Source organism: Proteinivorax tanatarense, from assembly GCF_040267685.1.
GTDB lineage: Bacteria > Bacillota > Proteinivoracia > Proteinivoracales > Proteinivoracaceae > Proteinivorax > Proteinivorax tanatarense.
The window spans coordinates 1,902,041-1,921,287 of the sequence record NZ_CP158367.1 but is presented as its reverse complement, the minus strand read 5'-3'; the positions used below and the strand labels follow the sequence as shown (position 1 = coordinate 1,921,287).

Below are 19,247 nucleotides of genomic sequence, written 5' to 3'. Positions count from 1 at the left end.
AAAAAAAATGTCGAATTTATGTTGTATGACAACTAACAGATAAGGAGTTATGGATATGAGAGAATTTAAAGTTACTTTAGGACTAAAAATGGCAATTTCGTTTATAGTAGTTATTTTGTTAGTAACCGCAGTGCTAGGTTATTTAACAGTGAGAGTGACCGGGAGTTTTTTAGCTTCTGAAGTGGAAAACATTGCGGCTAATCGAACTGAAGATTTAAATGAGCTTCTTGAAATCAAGGTTAATGAACAGTTTGAGCTTTTAGAAGGCATCGCAAGTAAAATAGCAATCGAAGAGGAAGAGTGGGAAAATAAGTTAAATGAAAAAAGGTATGTCAGTGGTTTTACTAGTTTTGCTGTTGTAGATCAAGAGGGCAATGCTATTTTTGTGGACGGTAGAGAAAAAGATTTATCAGATGAAGAGATTTTTTTAGCTGGTATTACGGGGGAAAATGTTATATCACAAACTAGTTTTCAAAAAGAGAATGCTCAGGTTCTAATGTCAACTCCCATAATGGAAGATGGACAAGTGGTGGGAATGTTAATTGGAGAAGTTAATGGTTATGAGTTGTTAGGAGATTTAGGTGGTTTAAGTATTACTGAACTTATTATTGAAATACAAGAAGCAGGATTAAGTGCAGAATTTATTAGTGATAATGACCTAGATTCAATTGAAAATATGTATGCCGAGCTAGAAAGGGATTTTCTACATATTATTTCTGTGTTAAGAAGGTTTTTAGCTAGATACTTTATAGTAGCGATAATAGTAGGTGTTGTAGCAGCCTTCGTTTTATCAAAAACTATTACCAAACCATTGCGCATAGTGGTAACTAACTCAAAACAGTTGGCCAGTGGTGATTTCACAAATAAGCTTGATGATAAAACTTTAAAGAGGAAAGATGAGGTTGGCGACGTAGCCAGGAGTGTTGACAGCATAATTTCTTCTATATCTGTGATGCTTAAGGAAATATTACAAAAATCCGAATCGCTATCAGAAAGTTCTACTGAGCTTTATAGTGGAGCAGAAGAAGTCAGCAAAGCAAATAACCAGGTGTCATCTTCTGCTGAGCAGGTTAACGGCGATGCAGAAAGCCAGCTAAAGGCGGTGAATACTGCAGTTTATACTATGAATAGTATGGTGGAATCTATCCATGATTTAAGTAAAGCTGCAAATCAAATAGCTAGTTTAAACACTGAGATGAAAAATAGCTCTATGGAAGGTGCAGATAATATATCAAAAGTTAATGATCAGATGAATAATATAAACAGCTCAGTGGGAAAAATGGTAGAGTCTCTTAACTTAGTTGAGTCAAGCTCTGATCAAATAACAGAAGTAGTGGATGTGATACAAAGTATTTCCAACCAAATTAACCTCTTAGCTCTTAATGCATCAATTGAAGCAGCCAGGGCTGGAGAAGCTGGAAAAGGTTTTGGAGTTGTTGCAGAAGAGGTGCGGGTGCTAGCAGAGGAGTCTAAAGAAGCTATAGAAAAGATTACTAATATAGTGGATGATAATAAAAATAATGTTAGCAGTACCGTAGAAAAAATTAACGAGAATAAAGCTGATGTGGATGCCGGTATGGAGACCATAAAGATGGCCAATCAATCATTTGCCCATATAACAGCTATAATTGATAAGGTTAGTAAAGAAATAGAGACTACAGCAGATATGGCCAGGCAGCTGGACAGTGGTACTATTGAGGTTCAAAACTCAATCAACGAAGTTAAAAATTCTAGTGAAAAAGTAGCAGAAGAAATGGAAAGCATATCTGGAGCTACAGAGGAGCAAGCTGCATCTATGGAAGAAATTAAAATAAGTAGCAAGCAGTTGGCGGAGCTGGCTGCTGATCTTAAGAAATCAGTGGGACGATTTAAAGTGTAATTATAAGTTAATTGTGTTAGGTAATTTAACCTACTGAACCAAAAATTTTATTTTTTGGTTCAGTAGGTTTTTTTAGGTGCGCCTGAACGTGTGCTTAACTTGGCGCTGTTGACTTGGGACAAAGCATTAATTAGCCACGAAAACGTCGATACTTGCTCATTCTGCTGGGATTAAGAGTTGGACTTGAAATTAGATATGATGCCGGGTTTATTGCTCCTCTTGGTAAAGGTTAAAGTGTCCTCATTTTAAAATTGAGCATTGTTAAGTAACCCATTAGCAAAATAATTAAAGTTTTATCTTTGACCAAGCTATTTTATAGTTTTTCCAAAATAAAAGTAATGTTTTTTTAGTTATTTAATTTAAAATCTTACTTTTTCGAAAAAAGTATAGGTTATTGACCTTGATTTAAAGGAATGTTAATATTAGATTTCATTTAATATAAAAAGGATTTGATGACATGCCTAAAAAGTTTCAGTTTATAAGTGGATACATGGTTAAATGGCTAACTATAGCTACTCTTATGGGGGTTGGTGGCGGCCTTTCAGCTTATGTTTTGAGAAGCAGTATTGATTTGATGGAGAGTGTAGGAGGGGTGTTTCCAATTTGGTTAGCTCCTATATTTGGAGGCTGCTTACTTTCCCTTATTTACTTATGGGATGACGAAGCGGCTGGATTTGGAACAGATAAATATTTATTAGCGGTAAATAAAAGAAAAGAATATCAGTTTAAAACAAAAACCTTGTTTAGTAAGGTGCTTGCTACAGCTACCACCTTAGGGTTTCAAGGGAGTGGTGGGGTTGAAGGGCCTATGTTGGTCATAGGAGGGTGCTTAGATAATTTAGTTAGAAAAATACCAATTTTGAAGAAGCATTTGACCAAAGATGATCATAGAAAACTAACTATCTGTGGAGCTGCAGGAGCTGTTGGTGCCATATTTCGTTCTCCTTTAGGTGGGGGAATATTTGTGGTTGAAATTCTATATAAGTCCTCACTTCCGTATTACGATTTGTTTCCTGCTATTTTATCTTCTACATTTGGATTTGTTATTTTTGCAATGGTTAAAAGTGGAGAGCCCTTATTTCTCATTCCAGATTTTCTGCCAAGTGTTGAAAATGTCCCTTTTTTTGTGTTAGTTGGTTTTTTATCAGGTATAGCTTCGTTAATTTTTATGAAAATTTTTAGCATTACAGGTAAGGTATTTCAAAACCTTCCTATGCCTAAGCTTCATCCTATTTTGGGTGGTATAATGACAGGTTTAGTAATTTTCTTTGTTTCAGAAGCTGCAGGAACAGGAACTTCTATTATTCAGTATTTGATAGATTACAAGGTTTCTATAACAGCTTTGATATTAATATTGTTTGCTAAAATGTTAGCAACGTCTTTTACAGTGTCTTCTGGAGGTAGTGGGGGACTAGTTATTCCAGCTTTATTTATCGGTGCTGTATGTGGAAATATAGTTTCAGGCTTTGTCGCAGTAGGAGATCCTGGCTTGTCTGCTTCATTAGTTATAGCTGGTATGGCAGCCTCTTTGTCTGGGATAGCAAATGTACCCATTGCTGCTGCAATAATGTTGGTAGAAATGGTGGGGCTTCAATTGGGAGTTCCAGCTACTATAGGTAGCGTAATGGGATATGCAGTCGCTCAAAGTTCAGTGATTTATAATATTTCCTCCAGAGAGGGAGCAGAATTTAAAAAGAATAAAGCAATTAGGAAAAGTGATAGAAACTTACAGGAACATTAAAGACCCATCCTTAACTAAAACGAAAGTTAAGGATGGGTCTTTAAATTTGTTTGTTGATTATGTGATATTGTATTATAATTAAATTATAGTTTGCTTTAATGAGAGGCTGGGGGATATGAATCAACTTATTAGCTTTAGTGTAGTAAAATGGTTGTTAATCGCTTGGTTGAATTGGTGGGGCTACACCTAGCTGTACCAGCTACTATAGGCACTGTAGTTGGGTTTAGTGTTGCTCAAAAAATTATTATATATAATATTGGATCTCAAAATATTCAGTTAAAACAAAAATGACATCTAGAAAAAAAGCAAATAGAAGGATAAGACGGTAGGTGTTAACTTTTGAAAAATATATAGATAAATTGTGTAAAATTGTATAGAATATAGTTGTTGGATAAAATGAGTTTTGCTTATTTTTACTCCTTCTTTACTGGAAAGCAGTATAGTAGGGGTTATTATTTTGTTATTTGGGGGTGAGGGTTATCAAATGAGGAAGATAATCTTTTCTATAATAGTAGTTGTTTTTATAGCAGTTTATACTGTAATTAACCTTTATGTCGGTCTTAGATTGGGGGCATTTGTTAATACATTGCTTCCTTTTTTAGAGCCAGTTCTTTATTGGATGTTCTTTTGGATAGTGGTCTATACATATATAATTTCTAGAGTTTTTAACCAGTTATTCCCATCAATAACCATTAGAAGGGCAAAAATAGTGGGGGCATATTGGTTAGCGTTGTTATTTTACTTTTTAATTAGTTTTATAATTATTGATTTAGCAATATTAGTGACAAGGATTTTTAAACCAAACTTTTCTCTTTGGGATAATGAGGTATTTTTGCTTTGGTTTGGAATTTTATTTTTGACTTTTATGTCTTTATTAATAGTGCGAGGCTATAAAAATGCTAGTCAGATTGAAATTAATAGATATAATGTAAATATTTCTAAAAGCCTTTCAAAGTATGATAAAATTAATATAGTAGTAATTTCAGACCTTCATCTAGGGACAATTGTGGACAATAATATGTTACAAAAATTTGTAGATGAAATTAACGGTTTAGAGCCTGATATAATAACTATATTAGGTGATGTGGTTGATGAAGATGTTCGTCCTTTTATTCAGCAAAAGATGGAGAAAACTTTTGCTAAATTATCTGCTAAAATAGGGATCTATGCTGTTTTGGGAAACCATGATTATTTTGGAGGAGGTCACGCTAAAATAATAGATAGTCTTCAACGAGCAAATATAAAAGTTTTAGTTGATGAGCATGTGAATATTATGGATGGTTTGATTATTGCTGGTAGAATAGATCCAACGGGTGCAAGGTACTGTGGTCATGCTCAAAAGCCTTTAAAATCTTGGATGAATGATATAAATTTTGATAATCCTGTTATATTATTGACTCACCAGCCTACTAAATTAGAGGAAGCTAGAAAAATAGGTGTGGATTTGCAGCTTTCTGGTCATACTCATAGAGGGCAGCTGTTTCCTAACAACTTTTTTACCTCCCTATTTTTTGAAAATCATTGGGGGTTACGAAAAAAAGGGGAGTTTACCAGTATTGTTACCTCAGGGGCAGGAACGTGGGGGCCACCTATTAGAACTGGACATAAAGCAGAGATAGTCCAAATAACATTAAATCTAGAGGATAAAGGGGAGAGTTAAATGAATAAAACATTAGTTGTTTACTACTCTTTGGATGGAAACTGTAAGTTGGTTGCAGAGACCTTAGCAGATAACTTAGATGGTGAAGTGGACGTTGTTAGAATAGAGCCAGTTAAAGAAATTACTGGTGGTAAGTTTAAAAGGTATTTTTGGGGAGGAACACAAGTTTTTATGGGTAAAGAGCCTCAAATACAGTCTATAAATGTTAGTGTGGATGATTACTCTAACATAATAATAGGCACCCCAGTTTGGGCTTGGACATACTCTCCTCCCATAAGAACTTTTCTAAAAGAAAATAAAATAAAAGACAAAAATATTGCAATGTTTTGTTGCCATGGTGGGCAAGTTGGAAAAACTCTTAAAAATTTAGCTCGTGTTTTAGATGGAAACAAAGTGACTTCTCAGACAGACTTTTTTGAGCCAGCAACTAAGGATAAAGATGAAAACCAACAGCTAATTGTTAATTGGGCTAAAGAGTTGCAGCAACTGATAAACTTATAAATAATTGTGGGGAGGAGTTAATATGGGGGCCATATTAATTGTTATAGCTGTGTTAGCTGCCCTGGCCGTTGCTATGGTGGGTATTTTTATTCCTGGAATTCCATCTTTACAGTTGCTGTGGCTATTACTGGCTTTAGATTTTTGGTGGTGGGAGATCTTTGAAGTTTCAACAGGAATTTTTGTAGTTTTGTCTATTTTAAGCCTTTTTGTTTTTGTGTTTGATTATCTAGCGTCAACTGTAGGTGTAAAGCTTAAAGGAGGATCTAGAGCTGGGCTAATTGGCAATATTTTAGGGATGGTTATAGGATTTATAGTATTTAATTTGCCAGGTATGCTGATAGGTTGCTTTGCTGGTGCTTTTATAGGAGAGCTCATACATGGATATCACTGGAAAAAAGCTGCTAATATAGCTTTAGGATCTTTGCTAGGATATGTAACCACAGTTGCTGCCAAGCTAATTGTTTGGATTTTATTTGTTATTACCGCAATTTATAATTTAATATTTTTTTTCATAAATTAAGTCCCGACCTCACACTTTGGTGAGGACTGGGACTTTTTTAATTAGGTTATTGGTTATAAGACAATTATTTTAATAATTCATTGGAAATCTAAGAATTGCAAGTGGGAGTTAAACAAAGAACTAGATTGATTTAACTGGCAGAAGCGATGAAAAAGAAGCTGATTGCGATATTTGCTTTATGTTATTAGATGCTTATAGCTTTGAATGTTTTTATAATTTATGTCATTTGAATAAACGGCTGATAGATGGGTTTTGGCTCTGCTATTGTTACCTAACTTTAAGCATGTTAATCCTAGATAGTACCTTGCTTCCATCATGCTGGGGTCTGGATTTCTTCTTCGAACTGGACCTCTGTTAAGAACCTCAAGAGCCAGGTTATACTTTCCTAATTTAAAAAAAGACTTGCCAAGTAAAATAATCACTTCTTCTTGTAGTTCTTTATTGGATTGCAGTTCTTGAAGCAGCTTTATGGCTTTATTATATTTTTTCAATTTGTAATAAGAGCTGGCTAAACAATACTTGTAAAAAACGTTGTCTTCATTAAGTACCAATAGTTTTTGGCTTAACTTAAGTGAGTTTTCATAGTCATTAAGGTATTCATAGGAGTACATCATTAAATAGTACATGATGTCTTCATCATCTGGATTATACCTATAGGCTTTACTTAATAAATCTATAGCTAAGCTATGTTCATCATTTGCTAGTTTTTTGATTGCGTCATTGAACAGACTGATTGCCTTAACTTCATCTTTTTGTTTATATCGATTTATGTTGTATAATCCATATATTAAAATGGGCATACCTATAAAAATGGGAATAGTTAATAGGCCCAGTATAATAAAGAACCAAATTTTTTTTGGGTATTTAACTTTTTTGTGTGGTAATGTAGTAGAGTCTGTAAATGTGTTTTGACCCGAGTTAGGTGCATCATAGTTTGCTTTTGTGGATGATAAACGATTTTCTTTAACAAATGACATTCCAGTTCCCGGGATAGAAACAGTTTGTCTAACTCCTCTAGGTCCAACTCCAACCCTAGCCCCTTTTATACCTGTGCTAACTCCCACTCCTTTTTTACTTAAGTTTAATCTGACACCTTTACTTAATTTTATGCTTTTTCTAAATCTAAAGCCCAATTTAAACACCCCTTTAAATACTCTATAATTAAGTATATAAGTAAACTATAAAATTGTATAGTTCTATTATTTTCTGGGAGTTTATTGTTGACTAACATACCTATAGGGGGTATACTGACGATATAGACATAACAAATATGAAAGGAGACTTAATTTATGGGAGGTAAGGAATCAGAAAAGCTGCATTTTGGATTAAGCGGTCTGTCTTGTTCTAGCTGCGCCGCCAATGTTGAAAAAGCCTTAGCAGATAAAGAAGGTGTAATAGATGTATCGGTTAACTTTGCTACTGAAAAGGGCTTTATATATTTCAATAATACTAAAATAAGCGTTAAAGAAATTACAGGTATAATAGAGGGTTTAGGTTATGATGTTAAATATGAAGATGCTGATGAAAAGCTTCAAAAAGTGGTGTTAAATGTAAGTGGAATGACTTGTACTGCTTGTTCTAATAGGTTGGAAAAAACTTTATCTAAAGAAGAAGGAATAATTTCTGCTAATGTTAATTTCCCTGCAGAAAAATTGACGGTAAAGTATAATCCCAATCATATTAAACTGCAAAAGATTAAAGATAAATCTTCTGAGCTGGGTTTTGAGCTTTCATTAGAGGAAGATAGGCAGGAAGAAGAAACTGATGAGGAAGAGGTAAAGGTACTTAAAGCCAAACAAAAAATGGCTCTTTCGGCAATAATCAGTGGTACTGTTATGGCTATTATGATGGTTCACATGTTTGTGATACCAATACCAGGATATTTACTTATAACTGCAGCTTTAGCTTTTCCAAATATTTTTTGGTTAGGTTTCCATGTGCACAAAGGCAGTTATAATGCATTAAAGAATAAGTCACCGAATATGGATGTTTTGGTTTCTTTGGGGTCGGTTCCACCTTATATTATAGGACTGTCGGGACTGTTTATTGCTGACATTCAAACCTTTATTGAAATGGCTACTACTATAATGACTTTTCATTTAATCGGCAAATATCTAGAAATAAGAGCTAAGGGAAGAGCATCCCAAGCTATTAAAAAATTAATTCAGATGGGAGCCAAAACAGCAAGGGTAATAAAAGATGGCAGGGAAGTTGAAGTGCCAACTAAAGAGCTTCAGGTAGGAGATATTATGGTCATTAGGCCAGGAGAAAAGATACCTACTGATGGCGTAGTGGTAGAAGGAAGTTCTTTGGTTGATGAATCTATGGCGACAGGAGAATCTATCCCTGTTAAAAGAGAGATTGACGATGGAGTAATTGGAGCTACAATTAATAAACAGGGAACCATGAAGGTAAGGGTTTCAAAGGTGGGTAACGAGACATTTTTATCACAGGTTATTAAAATGGTAGAAGAATGCCAAGGTTCTAAAGTACCTATTCAAGAATTTGCTGATAAGATAACTGGATATTTTGTGCCAGTTATAATCGGGTTAACGGTTTTAGTTTTTGTGTCATTTAACTTATTTCCTGAGTTTCATATGAGCATTATTAACTGGGGTGCACAGTTTCTTCCGTGGGTAAATCCTGATCTCAGTCCGCTGGCTTTAGCCTTTATAACATCTACAGCGGTGTTAGTTATTTCTTGCCCTTGTGCACTAGGATTAGGCACTCCTACTGCTTTGATGGTGGGAAGTGGCATGGGTGCAGAAAAAGGAATTTTAATTAGAAATGGAGAAGCTGTACAAACCTTTAAAGACATTAAAGTTATTGCTTTTGATAAAACAGGTACTATTACAAAAGGCAAGCCAGAGATTACTGATTTGCTACCTATGGAGGGTGTTGATAAAAACGACTTGCTGTATGTAGCCGCTACTATAGAAAATGCTTCAGAGCATCCGTTAGCCCATGCCATAGTCGAAAGCGCCAAAGCCAATAATGTTGACTTAGGTAAAGTTAATGAGTTTAACGCTATCGTTGGAAAAGGCGTTGTTGGATATGTTGATGGAGAGAAAGTATTAGTAGGGAATAGAAAGTTGATGAAGGAAAATGATGTTAATTTCTCAAAGCAGCAAGATAAACTTGTTCAACTTGAAAATGAGGCAAAAACGGCTATGATGGTAGCTAAAGAGAATACCTTGATGGGTATTGTGGCTGTCGCAGATCCAATTAAAGAAGATTCAGCACAGGCTATAGCAGAAATAGAAAGAATGGGAATCAGAACAGCTATGATTACTGGTGATAACAATAGAACTGCTAATGCCATAGGTAAAAAGGTGGGGATTAGTTCAGTTATCTCCGAAGTTTTGCCTGATGGTAAGGTTAATGAAGTTAAAAGACTACAAGAGAAATATAATATTGTGGCCATGGTTGGTGATGGTATTAATGATGCACCAGCTTTAAAACAATCTAATGTTGGCATAGCTATAGGAACTGGTACAGATATAGCCATAGAAGCAGCTGATGTCACGCTGGTTAAAGGAGAGTTAAGTGGGATAATCTCTGCTATAAACCTATCTACTGCAACATTTAGAAAAATAAAGGAAAATTATTTTTGGGCATGGTTTTATAATGCTATAGCGATACCAGTTGCTATGTTGGGTTTATTACATCCAATGATTGGTGCGGCAGCTATGTCTATCAGTTCACTAAATGTAGTTTATAATTCTTTGCGACTAAAAAAGGTGAATGTAGATCCAAGTTATGTAAAATAGTTTAGTAAGGAGGAGTAGATTTATGGTCATTGTAGAAGTTACTATTGTACCCCTTGGAACTAAAACTACTAGCTTGAGCAAATATGTTGCGGGTATTCATGAGCTTCTTAAAGGTCAAGACAAGGTAGGTTTTGATTTGACACCAATGGGCACTATTTTAGAGGGGGAATTGGATCAATGCTTAGAGCTGATTAGAAAAATGCATGAAGTTCCCTTTGAAAATGAAGCAAAGAGGGTTAGCACTCAAATAAGAATAGATGATCGTAGAGATATAAAATCATCTATGGACAGAAAAATAAAGTCGGTAAAAGAAAAGTTATAAATTAAAAACAAGGGGCTGTCTCATCTGTGGTGGGATAGCCTCTTGTTTTTATTTGTCCCTTTTATAGCAGAATAAATACCTGTATGACCCACCTTTAACAGTTTGCGGGAAATAGTCAACAATAAATTAGAGAAAGCTTTCTAAGCAGTTTGTCTAATTATGTAATTGGGAAGTTAACGTTTAGATATTTGATAAATTTATTATAAAAACACTAAAAACAAAGGAACTAAAATATAAACCAGCATTGATAAAATAGTACCAGTTAAAATTGATATAGGAGTAATACCCACATGGGTAGATTTAACAATTACAGGCAATAGTGTGTCCATTGATGTAGCTCCAGCAGGTGCTATCGCTATAACCTTTGGAAGAAACTTTGGAATTATAGGAGTTATTATTAGTGCCAAAACTTCTCTAATAATATTTGATAGCAATGCAATCATACCTAAATAACTGCAATAAGATTGTGATATGATTACAGAGGACAGGCTATACCACCCAAACCCTGAAGCTACAGCCCCTAGCTCAAAAAAGTTAAAAGGAAGCAAAATGACAATGGGAAGCATAGAAATTATTGAACCTATAGCAATTGAAGCTGGGATAAGCAAAGTTTTAAGTCCTTGTTGTTTTACTTTTTGTAATGTTTGGCGATTACTATAAAGGTCATATCCAATTAAAAAAAGAAGTATGTAAAGAAAAAACATTCCGCCATGCTCGACAATCATCGCAATGTTAGCCGGCCCTACAGCTCCTATTGTCATTCCAATAAAAAGTGCTAAAAGTATGTATAGAATGAGTTTCAGCCCTTGGGAGGGGGGCTCAGCGCTATCATTTTCATAAGATGGTGAGCTTAAGTCGAATTGATATTTTAAATTTGTTATCCAAAGACATCCTATACTACCTATAATTGATGAAATAGAAATTAGCAAAGCTTTAGCTCCAATGTGGGAAAAGTTAGCTAAAAGCTGCTGATCTCTACCTAATGCGACACCCATAGAGAATAGTAGACCTAATAAAGATAAGGTGATGCCTGTAGATATTGTTTTTTTAAACTCTTTCTTTAGTAGAAATGACACTGTAAATCCTAATAATAATGATAAAAAAATATAAATCACTGCTATCACTCCTTACTCATTTTTAATATGAATAAATTAAAGAGGAAATAAAAAATTAATATAGAATAGTAATAAATATGTAATGGATGATTATTTTTAGGTGGTGAAATAATGAAAATTTTAGTTGTTGATGACGAAAAGCTATTGGTAAAAGGCTTAACTCATAGTTTAGAAAAAGAAGGATTTCAAGTTGACTGTGCCTTTGACGGTCAGGAAGCTAAGGAAAAATTTGAGTTGAATCAATATAATTAAATTATATTAGATTTAATGCTTCCCAAAGTAGATGGATTAACACTATGTAAAAAATATCGCAAATCTTCTGATATACCGATTATTATGCTTACAGCAAAGGGAGATGACATAGATAAAATTTTGGGGTTAGAGTTTGGAGCAGATGACTATATGACTAAACCCTTTAACACTAGAGAACTTATAGCGAGGGTTAAAGCTATTTTAAGAAGGGCACCAAAGTCTTATAAGCCCACGGAAATGCAATTCGGAGATATCACAATTATACCATCTAATAGGCAGATTTTGAATAAGGGAGAAGTTGTAGAAATGACCGCTAAAGAGTTTGATCTAATAACTTTGTTAGCTGCTCACCCTGGTAGGGTATACACAAGGGAAAATTTATTGGAAATGATATGGGGTTACCAGTTTTTTGGAGATATCAGAACTGTTGACGTACATGTGAGAAGGATTAGAGAAAAAATTGAAGAAGATCCTGCTAGTCCAAAATATATCCTCACAAAATGGGGGGTAGGTTATTTTTTTGGAGGAAATAACTAAATGAATTTAAGTATTAAGTGGAAAATTACTATTGCTTATGCGCTGTTATTTACTGCTGTAATGATAGTGACTAATTTTTTAGTTACAACCACAACAGAAAAAAAATTTTTTGAAACTCACAAAGCAGGTCAATTGGAAAAGGCTAATATAGTGTCCACTCTCATTTCAGATAATTTAGATAAAAACCTTTATGAGATAAGTGAAATTATTGATTCCTATTTTCCTAGAATGGATGGTAGGTTAATTTATACTGATGCTAACGGAACTGTGTTACTAGATTCTTTTACTGAGAGTCAGCTTTTAGGAAGCCAGTTAACTCATCGTGAGGTTAGTGGTGCCTTACAAGGTAATAGCAGCTCAGGGACATATTATTTGCAGGACAATGGTTGGGTAAAATATATTGCTGTACCAGTATTAAGAGATGGTCAAGTAATTGGAACAATTTTCACCTCATCTTCAGTAGATGACATTAAAAAAGCTGTTAGTGATGTTAGAATAATGATATTTACTATTTCAATAATTTTCGCAGGTTTTGTTATAGTCTTTTCCATAATAATCTCTAATTCTCTTTTAGAACCAATTAAGCAGTTAACAGATGGTTCAAAAAAAATGAGCATGGGTCTTTTAGATACAAGAGTTCCGATTAAGTCACATGATGAAATAGGCGCTTTAACACAAAACTTTAACAGTATGGCAGAGCAATTAGAAAAAAATGATGAAAATAGACTGAGTTTTTTGGCGGACTTATCCCATGACTTAAAGACTCCTTTGGCTTCAATAAAGGCTTTAGCGGAATCTTTGGGCGATGAAGAAAGTAAGGAAACTTATCAAGAGTTCTTAGGTGATATTGTAACTGAAATAGATAGAATGAACATAACAGTTAGTCGGTTATTGGAGTTTAACAAGGTTTCGAATATAAGTACAAAAGTAAATAAAAAAGATTTTATTTTTGCATTTTTAGTTAACGAAACAGTTAACTCTATGCAACCTTTAGCGGATAAAAAAAATATTAGCATCAATTTTAAAGGTGGGCAATTAAAAGAAAAAATTTTTGGTGACAGAGAAAAACTACGGCAAATGATTTTAAATTTACTAGATAATGCTATAAAGTATAGTGAAGAAAATGGAGTGGTTGAAGTTCGCCTTACTGATAAAAGAAGGGAACTGCATTTATCAATCAAAGATTGTGGGAAAGGTATTCCTACAAAAGAATTACCTTATCTTTTTGATAGATTTTATCGTGTAGATAAGGCAAGGCATAAAGAAACAGGGGGAACAGGAATTGGTTTGGCTATAGTAAAGGATGTTGCACAATTACATGAAGGAAGAGTAGATGTAGAAAGTAGATTGGAAACAGGAACAATTTTTACAATTAAGTTGCCAAAGCAAGGAACTTGGTTTAAAACTCTTTAATACATGGATATATTAGGGGATTTGTTACATCCTATATTATTATAATCTGATAATATGGGAGGAGTTTTACAAGTGTTTAAATCATTAGTGAGTGACAAACACTTAAATAGAAGAAAGGTAGTTAAAACTTTAATAAATCATCCGGTTATTTTAGTGAACTTAATTTATAGCTTTGGGCTAAGAATTATCTTAGGTCTAAATCCCCTTAAACCCCTCCAACTAGTTGTTGACTGGAGAAGTCGCTTTGTAAGAAAGCTTGGTGGGAAGGTGAGTATTAATGGGCAGCTCTATGTTGGCGGTAGATATATAACAAATTTATCAAGCTCATCAGCAAACATAGTAATTTTCCCCGGTGGGGAATTAGAGATTAACGGAAAGGTAAAACTAGGACCTGGAGTTCAGATTGTTGTAGGAAAAGGCGGTAAACTAACGATAAATGACTCTACCTATATAACTGCTGATACAAAGATTTTTTGTTCTTCAGAGGTAATAATTGGTAAAAATACAGCCATTTCATGGGGAACATCTATTATTGATTGTGATTTTCATAAATTAATATATAAAAACAAAAAGATACTACCTCAAAAGATTAAGATTGGCAATCATGTTTGGGTAGGTTGTAATTCCACAATTTTAAAAGGAGTAAATATATCTGATAACTCGGTGGTTGCCGCTGGCTCGACTATAACTAAGGATGTTCCAGCAAATGTTTTAGTAGCAGGAAACCCTGGGAAAGTTGTTAAAAATGATGTAAAGTGGATTTAGTGTATTGCTTTAAGAAGCAAAACATACTTAATAGTAGGTAAGTGAATAATGCTCACATTTTAAGCTCTAATTGAAAGTGCTAATAGAAATAAACTAAGATTTTTAGATTTAGAAGCTCGGGGAACTCTTAAAATATAAAAAAGCTTTTGTATAAGAAGTGTGGAGTTTCCAATGGTCTACTTTTTTATAGTATTAAAGGGGGAGTATAGTTGAAAAAAAACATTTTTTTTTCAGCAATTTTTTTGATTACAGTTTTAGCGGTAACTGGAATTATCGCGATAACTATTACTACCAGTGAAAATAGCCATGAGTTTATAATCCCAGACCAGCAAAATGATAGTATAAAAAGTTTGTCACTTTACTTTGCAAACAATGAAGCTGATCAAATGGTTTTAGAAAAGCGTAAAGTAAAGGTAGGTAATAGAATAGAAGAAGTCATTGTAGAGGAACTCATTAAAGGGCCCAACTCCTCTGAATTGTATCCAACATTCCCTAAGGGTGCCGAGTTATATGGTGTTGAAGTTATAGAGGGGATTGCCTTCGTTAATTTTAAGGAATCATTACTATCATTACATTGGGGAGGAGCAAGTAGGGAGATAATGACTATATGCTCCTTAGTTTTTAGTTTAACAGAAATAGAATATATTGAATCTGTTCAAATTCTTATTGAGAGTGAAAGGGTGGAAACGTTAGCAGGCTCTTTTGATATACACGAGCCGTTAAAAAGCGAGGATGTAAAAACTTATTTGAGATAGTTGCGTATAAATTTTAAGGACAGTTTAAGTTATTTAGACTAAGGCTATGAACAGATAGAATAGAGAAGTATTATATTGGGTATTTAAAGGTGTTGTTTTAAAATGGGGTAATTATCCGTTTTGAAACAACACCTTTTAACATAATCTTTTCTTTTAAGTGGCAAGATATTGGTAAGGAGGTGCTACATGTATAAGCCTAGCAGAGCTTTTTTTCATAAAGAGAGCTTAGACTATGAAAAAGGGAAAAAAATTTATAATAAGCTTAGGGACGAAGGTATTGAAATAGATGTTCTTAAAAGCAATAGGGTGACTAATATCCCTGGAGCCACACCAAGTGAAGCATATTCTGAGGCTAAAAGAACTTTAGTAGTTGCAGTGCGTAAAACTACAAACTTTCAAACCTGTAAACCTTCGGCACACTATCAGTTGCCACTTGTAACCAGCTGTCCAGGACTTTGTCAGTATTGTTATTTGCAAACCACTTTAGGCAAAAAGCCGTATATAAGGGTATACGTGAATACCGAAGAAATTTTAACAAAGGCTAAAAAGTATATGGATGTCAAAAAAGAAGAAGATATAATTTTTGAAGGAGCGGCTACCTCAGATCCATTGCCAGTAGAAAAATATACTAATAACTTAGCAGATGCTATAGAATTTTTTGGCAAACAACAAAATGGGAAATTCAGGTTTGTTACAAAATTTGCTGAAGTGGAGTCATTACTAAACATAAACCATAATGGCAATACAGAATTTAGATTTAGCCTTAACACAGAAAAGATTATCAGTCAGTACGAGCACAAAACTGCTAGTGCACAGCAACGGATTGAAGCAGCAAAAAAAGTTTCTAAAAGTGGATATCCTATGGGATTTTTAATAGCACCAATTTTTATATATCCTAATTGGAAAGATGAGTATTTAGAACTGCTAAAAAATTTAGAACAAAAAATATATGATGTTCCAAACTTAACTTTTGAATTAATTGCTCATAGATTCACCCAAAGAGCAAAAGATAATATTTTAGAAGTGTTTCCAAAATCAACCTTACCGTTAAAAGAACAAGAGCGAAAACTAAAATATGGGCAGTTTGGTTATACTAAATATGTCTACCATAAAGAACAGTATAATGAGATTGAAACTTTTTTTAGGGATAACATAACAGCTCTTTTTCCTAAGGCTAAAATACTATATATTGTTTAAGGCGGTGATAATAGTGCAAAGAGCTATCGTTAGAAGAAAGGTTAAAGAAGTCTTGCCACTCCCTCCTTTTAAGCCTAGCGTAGACATATATGAGTACAATGATGAGATAGAAGTTTTTATAGATATTCCTGGCATAGATCCAGATGAAGCGTTGGTTTCTATAAATAAAGATGAAATTATAGTAGAGGGTGAAACCAAAAAAGAGTTTCAAAGGGAGGGTAAAAAATTTCGGGTTATGGAGAGACTGCAAGGCAGCTTTTATCGAAATATTCCTCTTGCAGAGCCCATTGATGACACCTTAGCTTTTGTAGATTACGATAATGGAACGTTACACATAAGAGCTCCGTTACTTTCATTTTACGATTAAAATAAAACCATCAACTACTTTTTTAAGTAATTGATGGTTTTTTAGCGTTAAGTTATATTTTGTTATGTCAATGAATAGTCTTTAATATATTAGGTGAGGTGATTTAATGATTATTATAATTAAGAAAAAATACTTTATTCTTGCTGGGATAATAATGTTTTTAGCTAGTTTATTTATAATATCAACCACTAAAATTATAATTCCTGTGTATAATGAAGAAATTTATTTAGAAGCAGAACAACTTTGTAGAAAGAAAAGGCAAATTAGGCCAGAGGACCCACCTTTGGAAGGGCTAGATGTGACAGAGCTACAATTAGGCTTAGAAAAAGCAGGTTACTATTTAGGTGAGCATCATGGAGTATATGAATATAAAACCATAGAAGCTGTAAAACAGCTACAACATGACAACGGAATTGAGCCTAACGGTATAGTTTGTGATGAGGTCTGGGCTGCCATGTTTAAGGGAGAATCAGAAACAAAGATAACTTCTAGTGAAGATCCTACAGGTGACTTAGTATTGATAGTAGATTTAGATAGGAGACAACTTACAGTGTTGGAAGATGGAAAAGAATTTGCTAAATTTCCAGTCACTATAGGTTTGCCACAAAGCCCATCACCAGTTGGAGATTTTTATGTTAAAAATAAAGGGTACCCTAAAGGGAGTGGCTTTGGCACCAGATGGATGGGGCTGACAGTTCCATGGGGCGGATATGGGATCCATGGCACCAATAACCCTGGAGCAATTGGTAGCCATGGTAGTGCTGGATGCATAAGATTATTTAATAGAGATGTTGAAAAGCTTTATGAGTGGGTCGAGGTAGGAACTCCTGTTATTTTAAACTCAGAAAGAACTCCACCTAAGTTTAGAGATGTATATCAAAAAGGGGCCGGAGGTCAAGCAGTTGTATATTTACAGCGTGCTCTCAAAGAAGAAGGGGTATACGAAGAGCCTGCAGATTCTTTTTTTAAGGAAGAGGAAGAACAAGCGGTTAAAAAATTACAGAGTAAATATCGTTTGCCAGAAACAGGTAAGACAGATGCAAACATTATTTATTTATTAGGTTTAAGGTAGGTGATTTCAATGGGGAAAAAAACCGTTTGGGCTGTAACAGGTTTAATTAGTGTATTGTTTTTTTTAGGTTTAATTAAATTTACCGGAATTTTAGATAGCTCTCAGTCAAGAAACCATGATCCTGACGTAAAAATTGACTTAACTAAGCAGTATAAAATTAAGGTGTGGGAAATCAGTAATCCTAATATGTATATAGATAAAGATGAACAACATAAATTTTGGAGTAAAGTAATTAGCGATTTTGAAAAAGAGTATGAGAATGTAAAGATTACATATACCCTTATGGAAGAAAGTACATTTAACAGGAGGGTAGAAAAAGCTGCAAAGCAAAATAAAATGGCAGATGTGGTAATAGATTGGAATGGAACACCTTTTTTAGATAAAGAGAGTCAGTTTCCTCTTGAAAATTACATTGATTTTAACGAAAGCTTTTTGACAGGAGCAGTTGATTATGTAAAAAGTCATGATGGGAGTGTGTTAGCTTATCCCATCATTGCAAAGGGAGAGTATTTGGTTGTTAACAACAACTATATAGGAGAAGAGGAGGAAATTTCTAAAGGGGGTTGGGATTTTCAAAAATTTGAAGAGACATTAAAAGGAATATCTTCAGAAAAACAAATGCATGTTATGGATTATCAAGGTTTTTTTACCTCATCGATGCTAACTCAAGCAAATATTACTGCAGTGGAAGCAGATGGGAAACTTAACTGGTATGATCAAGGATTTATAAAAATTTATCAAGATATTGATAAGTGGCGGGAAAAAGGTATTGTTGCTTATAGCGATAACTGGCTAAAGAACTTTTGGCATGATAAGGTTGCTATCTTAGGTGGAGTGGATAGTTGGGTATATTTAAAGACACTAGAAAGAAATAAAAAGCTTAGTAATAATGAAATAAAGTCTCCAGGTAGCAATCATAAAATTGATTGTATATTATTACCGTATCCCCAAATTGATTTAGCAAAACCCAGATATGGTATGGAGGTTGTTTCTGCAATCCCTTTTGTAGACAGCGATTATAAAGGGGACGATCATAGTAAGTTGGTGGTTGAGTTTATTCAATTTATGTCGGGGTATTTTGTTGACTTTTATACTACTAATTCGTGTTATGTCCCCGTTGATACAAGGATGCATGGCCATTGGAAAGAAGTTAGCCCTTTAGACAAGATAAGTATTCATTCTGCTATTAAAACCATAGAATATGGGATGCCGATAAGGAGCAGATTTTTTAAAGATCTAGAGGAAGAAAGTAAGGTGATAGAAAGTATACAGCCACTTTTAGATGAATACTGGAAAGAAGGTTCAAGTATAGAAAAATTAATAGAGGGAATACAAAAGGGAGGGTGATTTTAACCTTTCCTTTGTTTTTTTAGAAAAAATA

General features: G+C 34.1%; 17 protein-coding genes and 1 pseudogene. 16 read left to right on the top strand and 2 right to left on the bottom strand.

The genetic code is table 11. The features are described from left to right. The first annotated feature begins 55 nt into the window (after positions 1–55). The 6 genes from PRVXT_RS09570 (at position 56) to PRVXT_RS09545 (ending at position 6,301) form a co-directional block, all read left to right on the top strand. Complete coding sequence (locus PRVXT_RS09570) at positions 56–1,879, top strand: methyl-accepting chemotaxis protein (RefSeq protein ID WP_350342652.1); 1,824 nt, start codon at positions 56–58, stop codon at positions 1,877–1,879. 457 nt (positions 1,880–2,336) lie between these two features. Next, positions 2,337–3,620: a chloride channel protein gene (locus PRVXT_RS09565; protein WP_350342651.1), complete on the top strand. Its 1,284-nt coding sequence runs from the start codon at positions 2,337–2,339 to the stop codon at positions 3,618–3,620. A gap of 147 nt (positions 3,621–3,767) precedes the next feature. Further along, positions 3,768–3,911, top strand: coding sequence for a hypothetical protein (locus tag PRVXT_RS09560; RefSeq protein WP_350342650.1), 144 nt, complete (start codon positions 3,768–3,770; stop codon positions 3,909–3,911). 193 nt (positions 3,912–4,104) lie between these two features. After that, the gene (locus PRVXT_RS09555; RefSeq protein ID WP_350342649.1) at positions 4,105–5,280 is read left to right on the top strand and encodes a metallophosphoesterase; all 1,176 of its coding nucleotides are present in this window, start codon (positions 4,105–4,107) and stop codon (positions 5,278–5,280) included. Next, complete coding sequence (locus tag PRVXT_RS09550; RefSeq protein ID WP_350342648.1) at positions 5,281–5,781, top strand: flavodoxin family protein; 501 nt, start codon at positions 5,281–5,283, stop codon at positions 5,779–5,781. A gap of 22 nt (positions 5,782–5,803) precedes the next feature. Continuing rightward, a complete protein-coding gene (locus tag PRVXT_RS09545; protein WP_350342647.1) occupies positions 5,804–6,301 on the top strand; it encodes a DUF456 domain-containing protein in 498 nt (165 codons plus the stop codon). A gap of 176 nt (positions 6,302–6,477) precedes the next feature. Here PRVXT_RS09545 and PRVXT_RS09540 read toward each other — a convergent pair whose 3' ends face one another. After that, the gene (locus PRVXT_RS09540; protein ID WP_350342646.1) at positions 6,478–7,434 is read right to left on the bottom strand and encodes a DUF4236 domain-containing protein; all 957 of its coding nucleotides are present in this window, start codon (positions 7,432–7,434) and stop codon (positions 6,478–6,480) included. Between the two features lie 156 nt (positions 7,435–7,590). Between PRVXT_RS09540 and PRVXT_RS09535 the strand changes: the two genes are divergently transcribed. Then, the gene (locus PRVXT_RS09535; protein WP_350342645.1) at positions 7,591–10,071 is read left to right on the top strand and encodes a heavy metal translocating P-type ATPase; all 2,481 of its coding nucleotides are present in this window, start codon (positions 7,591–7,593) and stop codon (positions 10,069–10,071) included. 22 nt (positions 10,072–10,093) lie between these two features. Then, positions 10,094–10,393, top strand: a complete 300-nt coding sequence (locus PRVXT_RS09530) for an MTH1187 family thiamine-binding protein (protein WP_350342644.1) — start codon at positions 10,094–10,096, stop codon at positions 10,391–10,393. A gap of 200 nt (positions 10,394–10,593) precedes the next feature. On the opposite strand, the gene PRVXT_RS09525 is transcribed toward PRVXT_RS09530, so the two are convergent. After that, complete coding sequence (locus PRVXT_RS09525) at positions 10,594–11,508, bottom strand: lysine exporter LysO family protein (RefSeq protein ID WP_350342643.1); 915 nt, start codon at positions 11,506–11,508, stop codon at positions 10,594–10,596. Between the two features lie 111 nt (positions 11,509–11,619). Between PRVXT_RS09525 and PRVXT_RS09520 the strand changes: the two are divergent. From PRVXT_RS09520 to PRVXT_RS09485, 8 genes and pseudogenes are all read left to right on the top strand, one after another. Further along, positions 11,620–12,297, top strand: a pseudogene (locus tag PRVXT_RS09520) (response regulator). Next, positions 12,298–13,710 carry a sensor histidine kinase gene (locus PRVXT_RS09515; RefSeq protein WP_350342642.1) on the top strand — a complete coding sequence of 471 codons (1,413 nt, stop codon included), beginning with the start codon at positions 12,298–12,300 and terminating at the stop codon, positions 13,708–13,710. A 72-nt stretch (positions 13,711–13,782) separates the two neighbouring features. After that, a complete protein-coding gene (locus PRVXT_RS09510; protein WP_350342641.1) occupies positions 13,783–14,475 on the top strand; it encodes an acyltransferase in 693 nt (230 codons plus the stop codon). Positions 14,476–14,684: 209 nt separating this feature from the next. Continuing rightward, positions 14,685–15,230: a GerMN domain-containing protein gene (locus PRVXT_RS09505; RefSeq protein WP_350342640.1), complete on the top strand. Its 546-nt coding sequence runs from the start codon at positions 14,685–14,687 to the stop codon at positions 15,228–15,230. Positions 15,231–15,416: 186 nt separating this feature from the next. After that, on the top strand, positions 15,417–16,427 hold the full coding sequence (splB, locus tag PRVXT_RS09500; RefSeq protein ID WP_350342639.1) for a spore photoproduct lyase: 1,011 nt from the start codon (positions 15,417–15,419) through the stop codon (positions 16,425–16,427). Continuing rightward, positions 16,420–16,794 carry an Hsp20/alpha crystallin family protein gene (locus PRVXT_RS09495; protein WP_350342638.1) on the top strand — a complete coding sequence of 125 codons (375 nt, stop codon included), beginning with the start codon at positions 16,420–16,422 and terminating at the stop codon, positions 16,792–16,794. Before splB ends, PRVXT_RS09495 begins: the two co-directional genes overlap by 8 nt. Positions 16,795–16,900: 106 nt before the next feature. After that, positions 16,901–17,866, top strand: coding sequence for a L,D-transpeptidase family protein (locus PRVXT_RS09490; RefSeq protein ID WP_350342637.1), 966 nt, complete (start codon positions 16,901–16,903; stop codon positions 17,864–17,866). Between the two features lie 9 nt (positions 17,867–17,875). Continuing rightward, positions 17,876–19,213 (top strand): hypothetical protein, encoded by a 1,338-nt coding sequence (locus PRVXT_RS09485; RefSeq protein ID WP_350342636.1) that lies wholly within the window; start codon positions 17,876–17,878, stop codon positions 19,211–19,213. Positions 19,214–19,247: the final 34 nt, after the last annotated feature.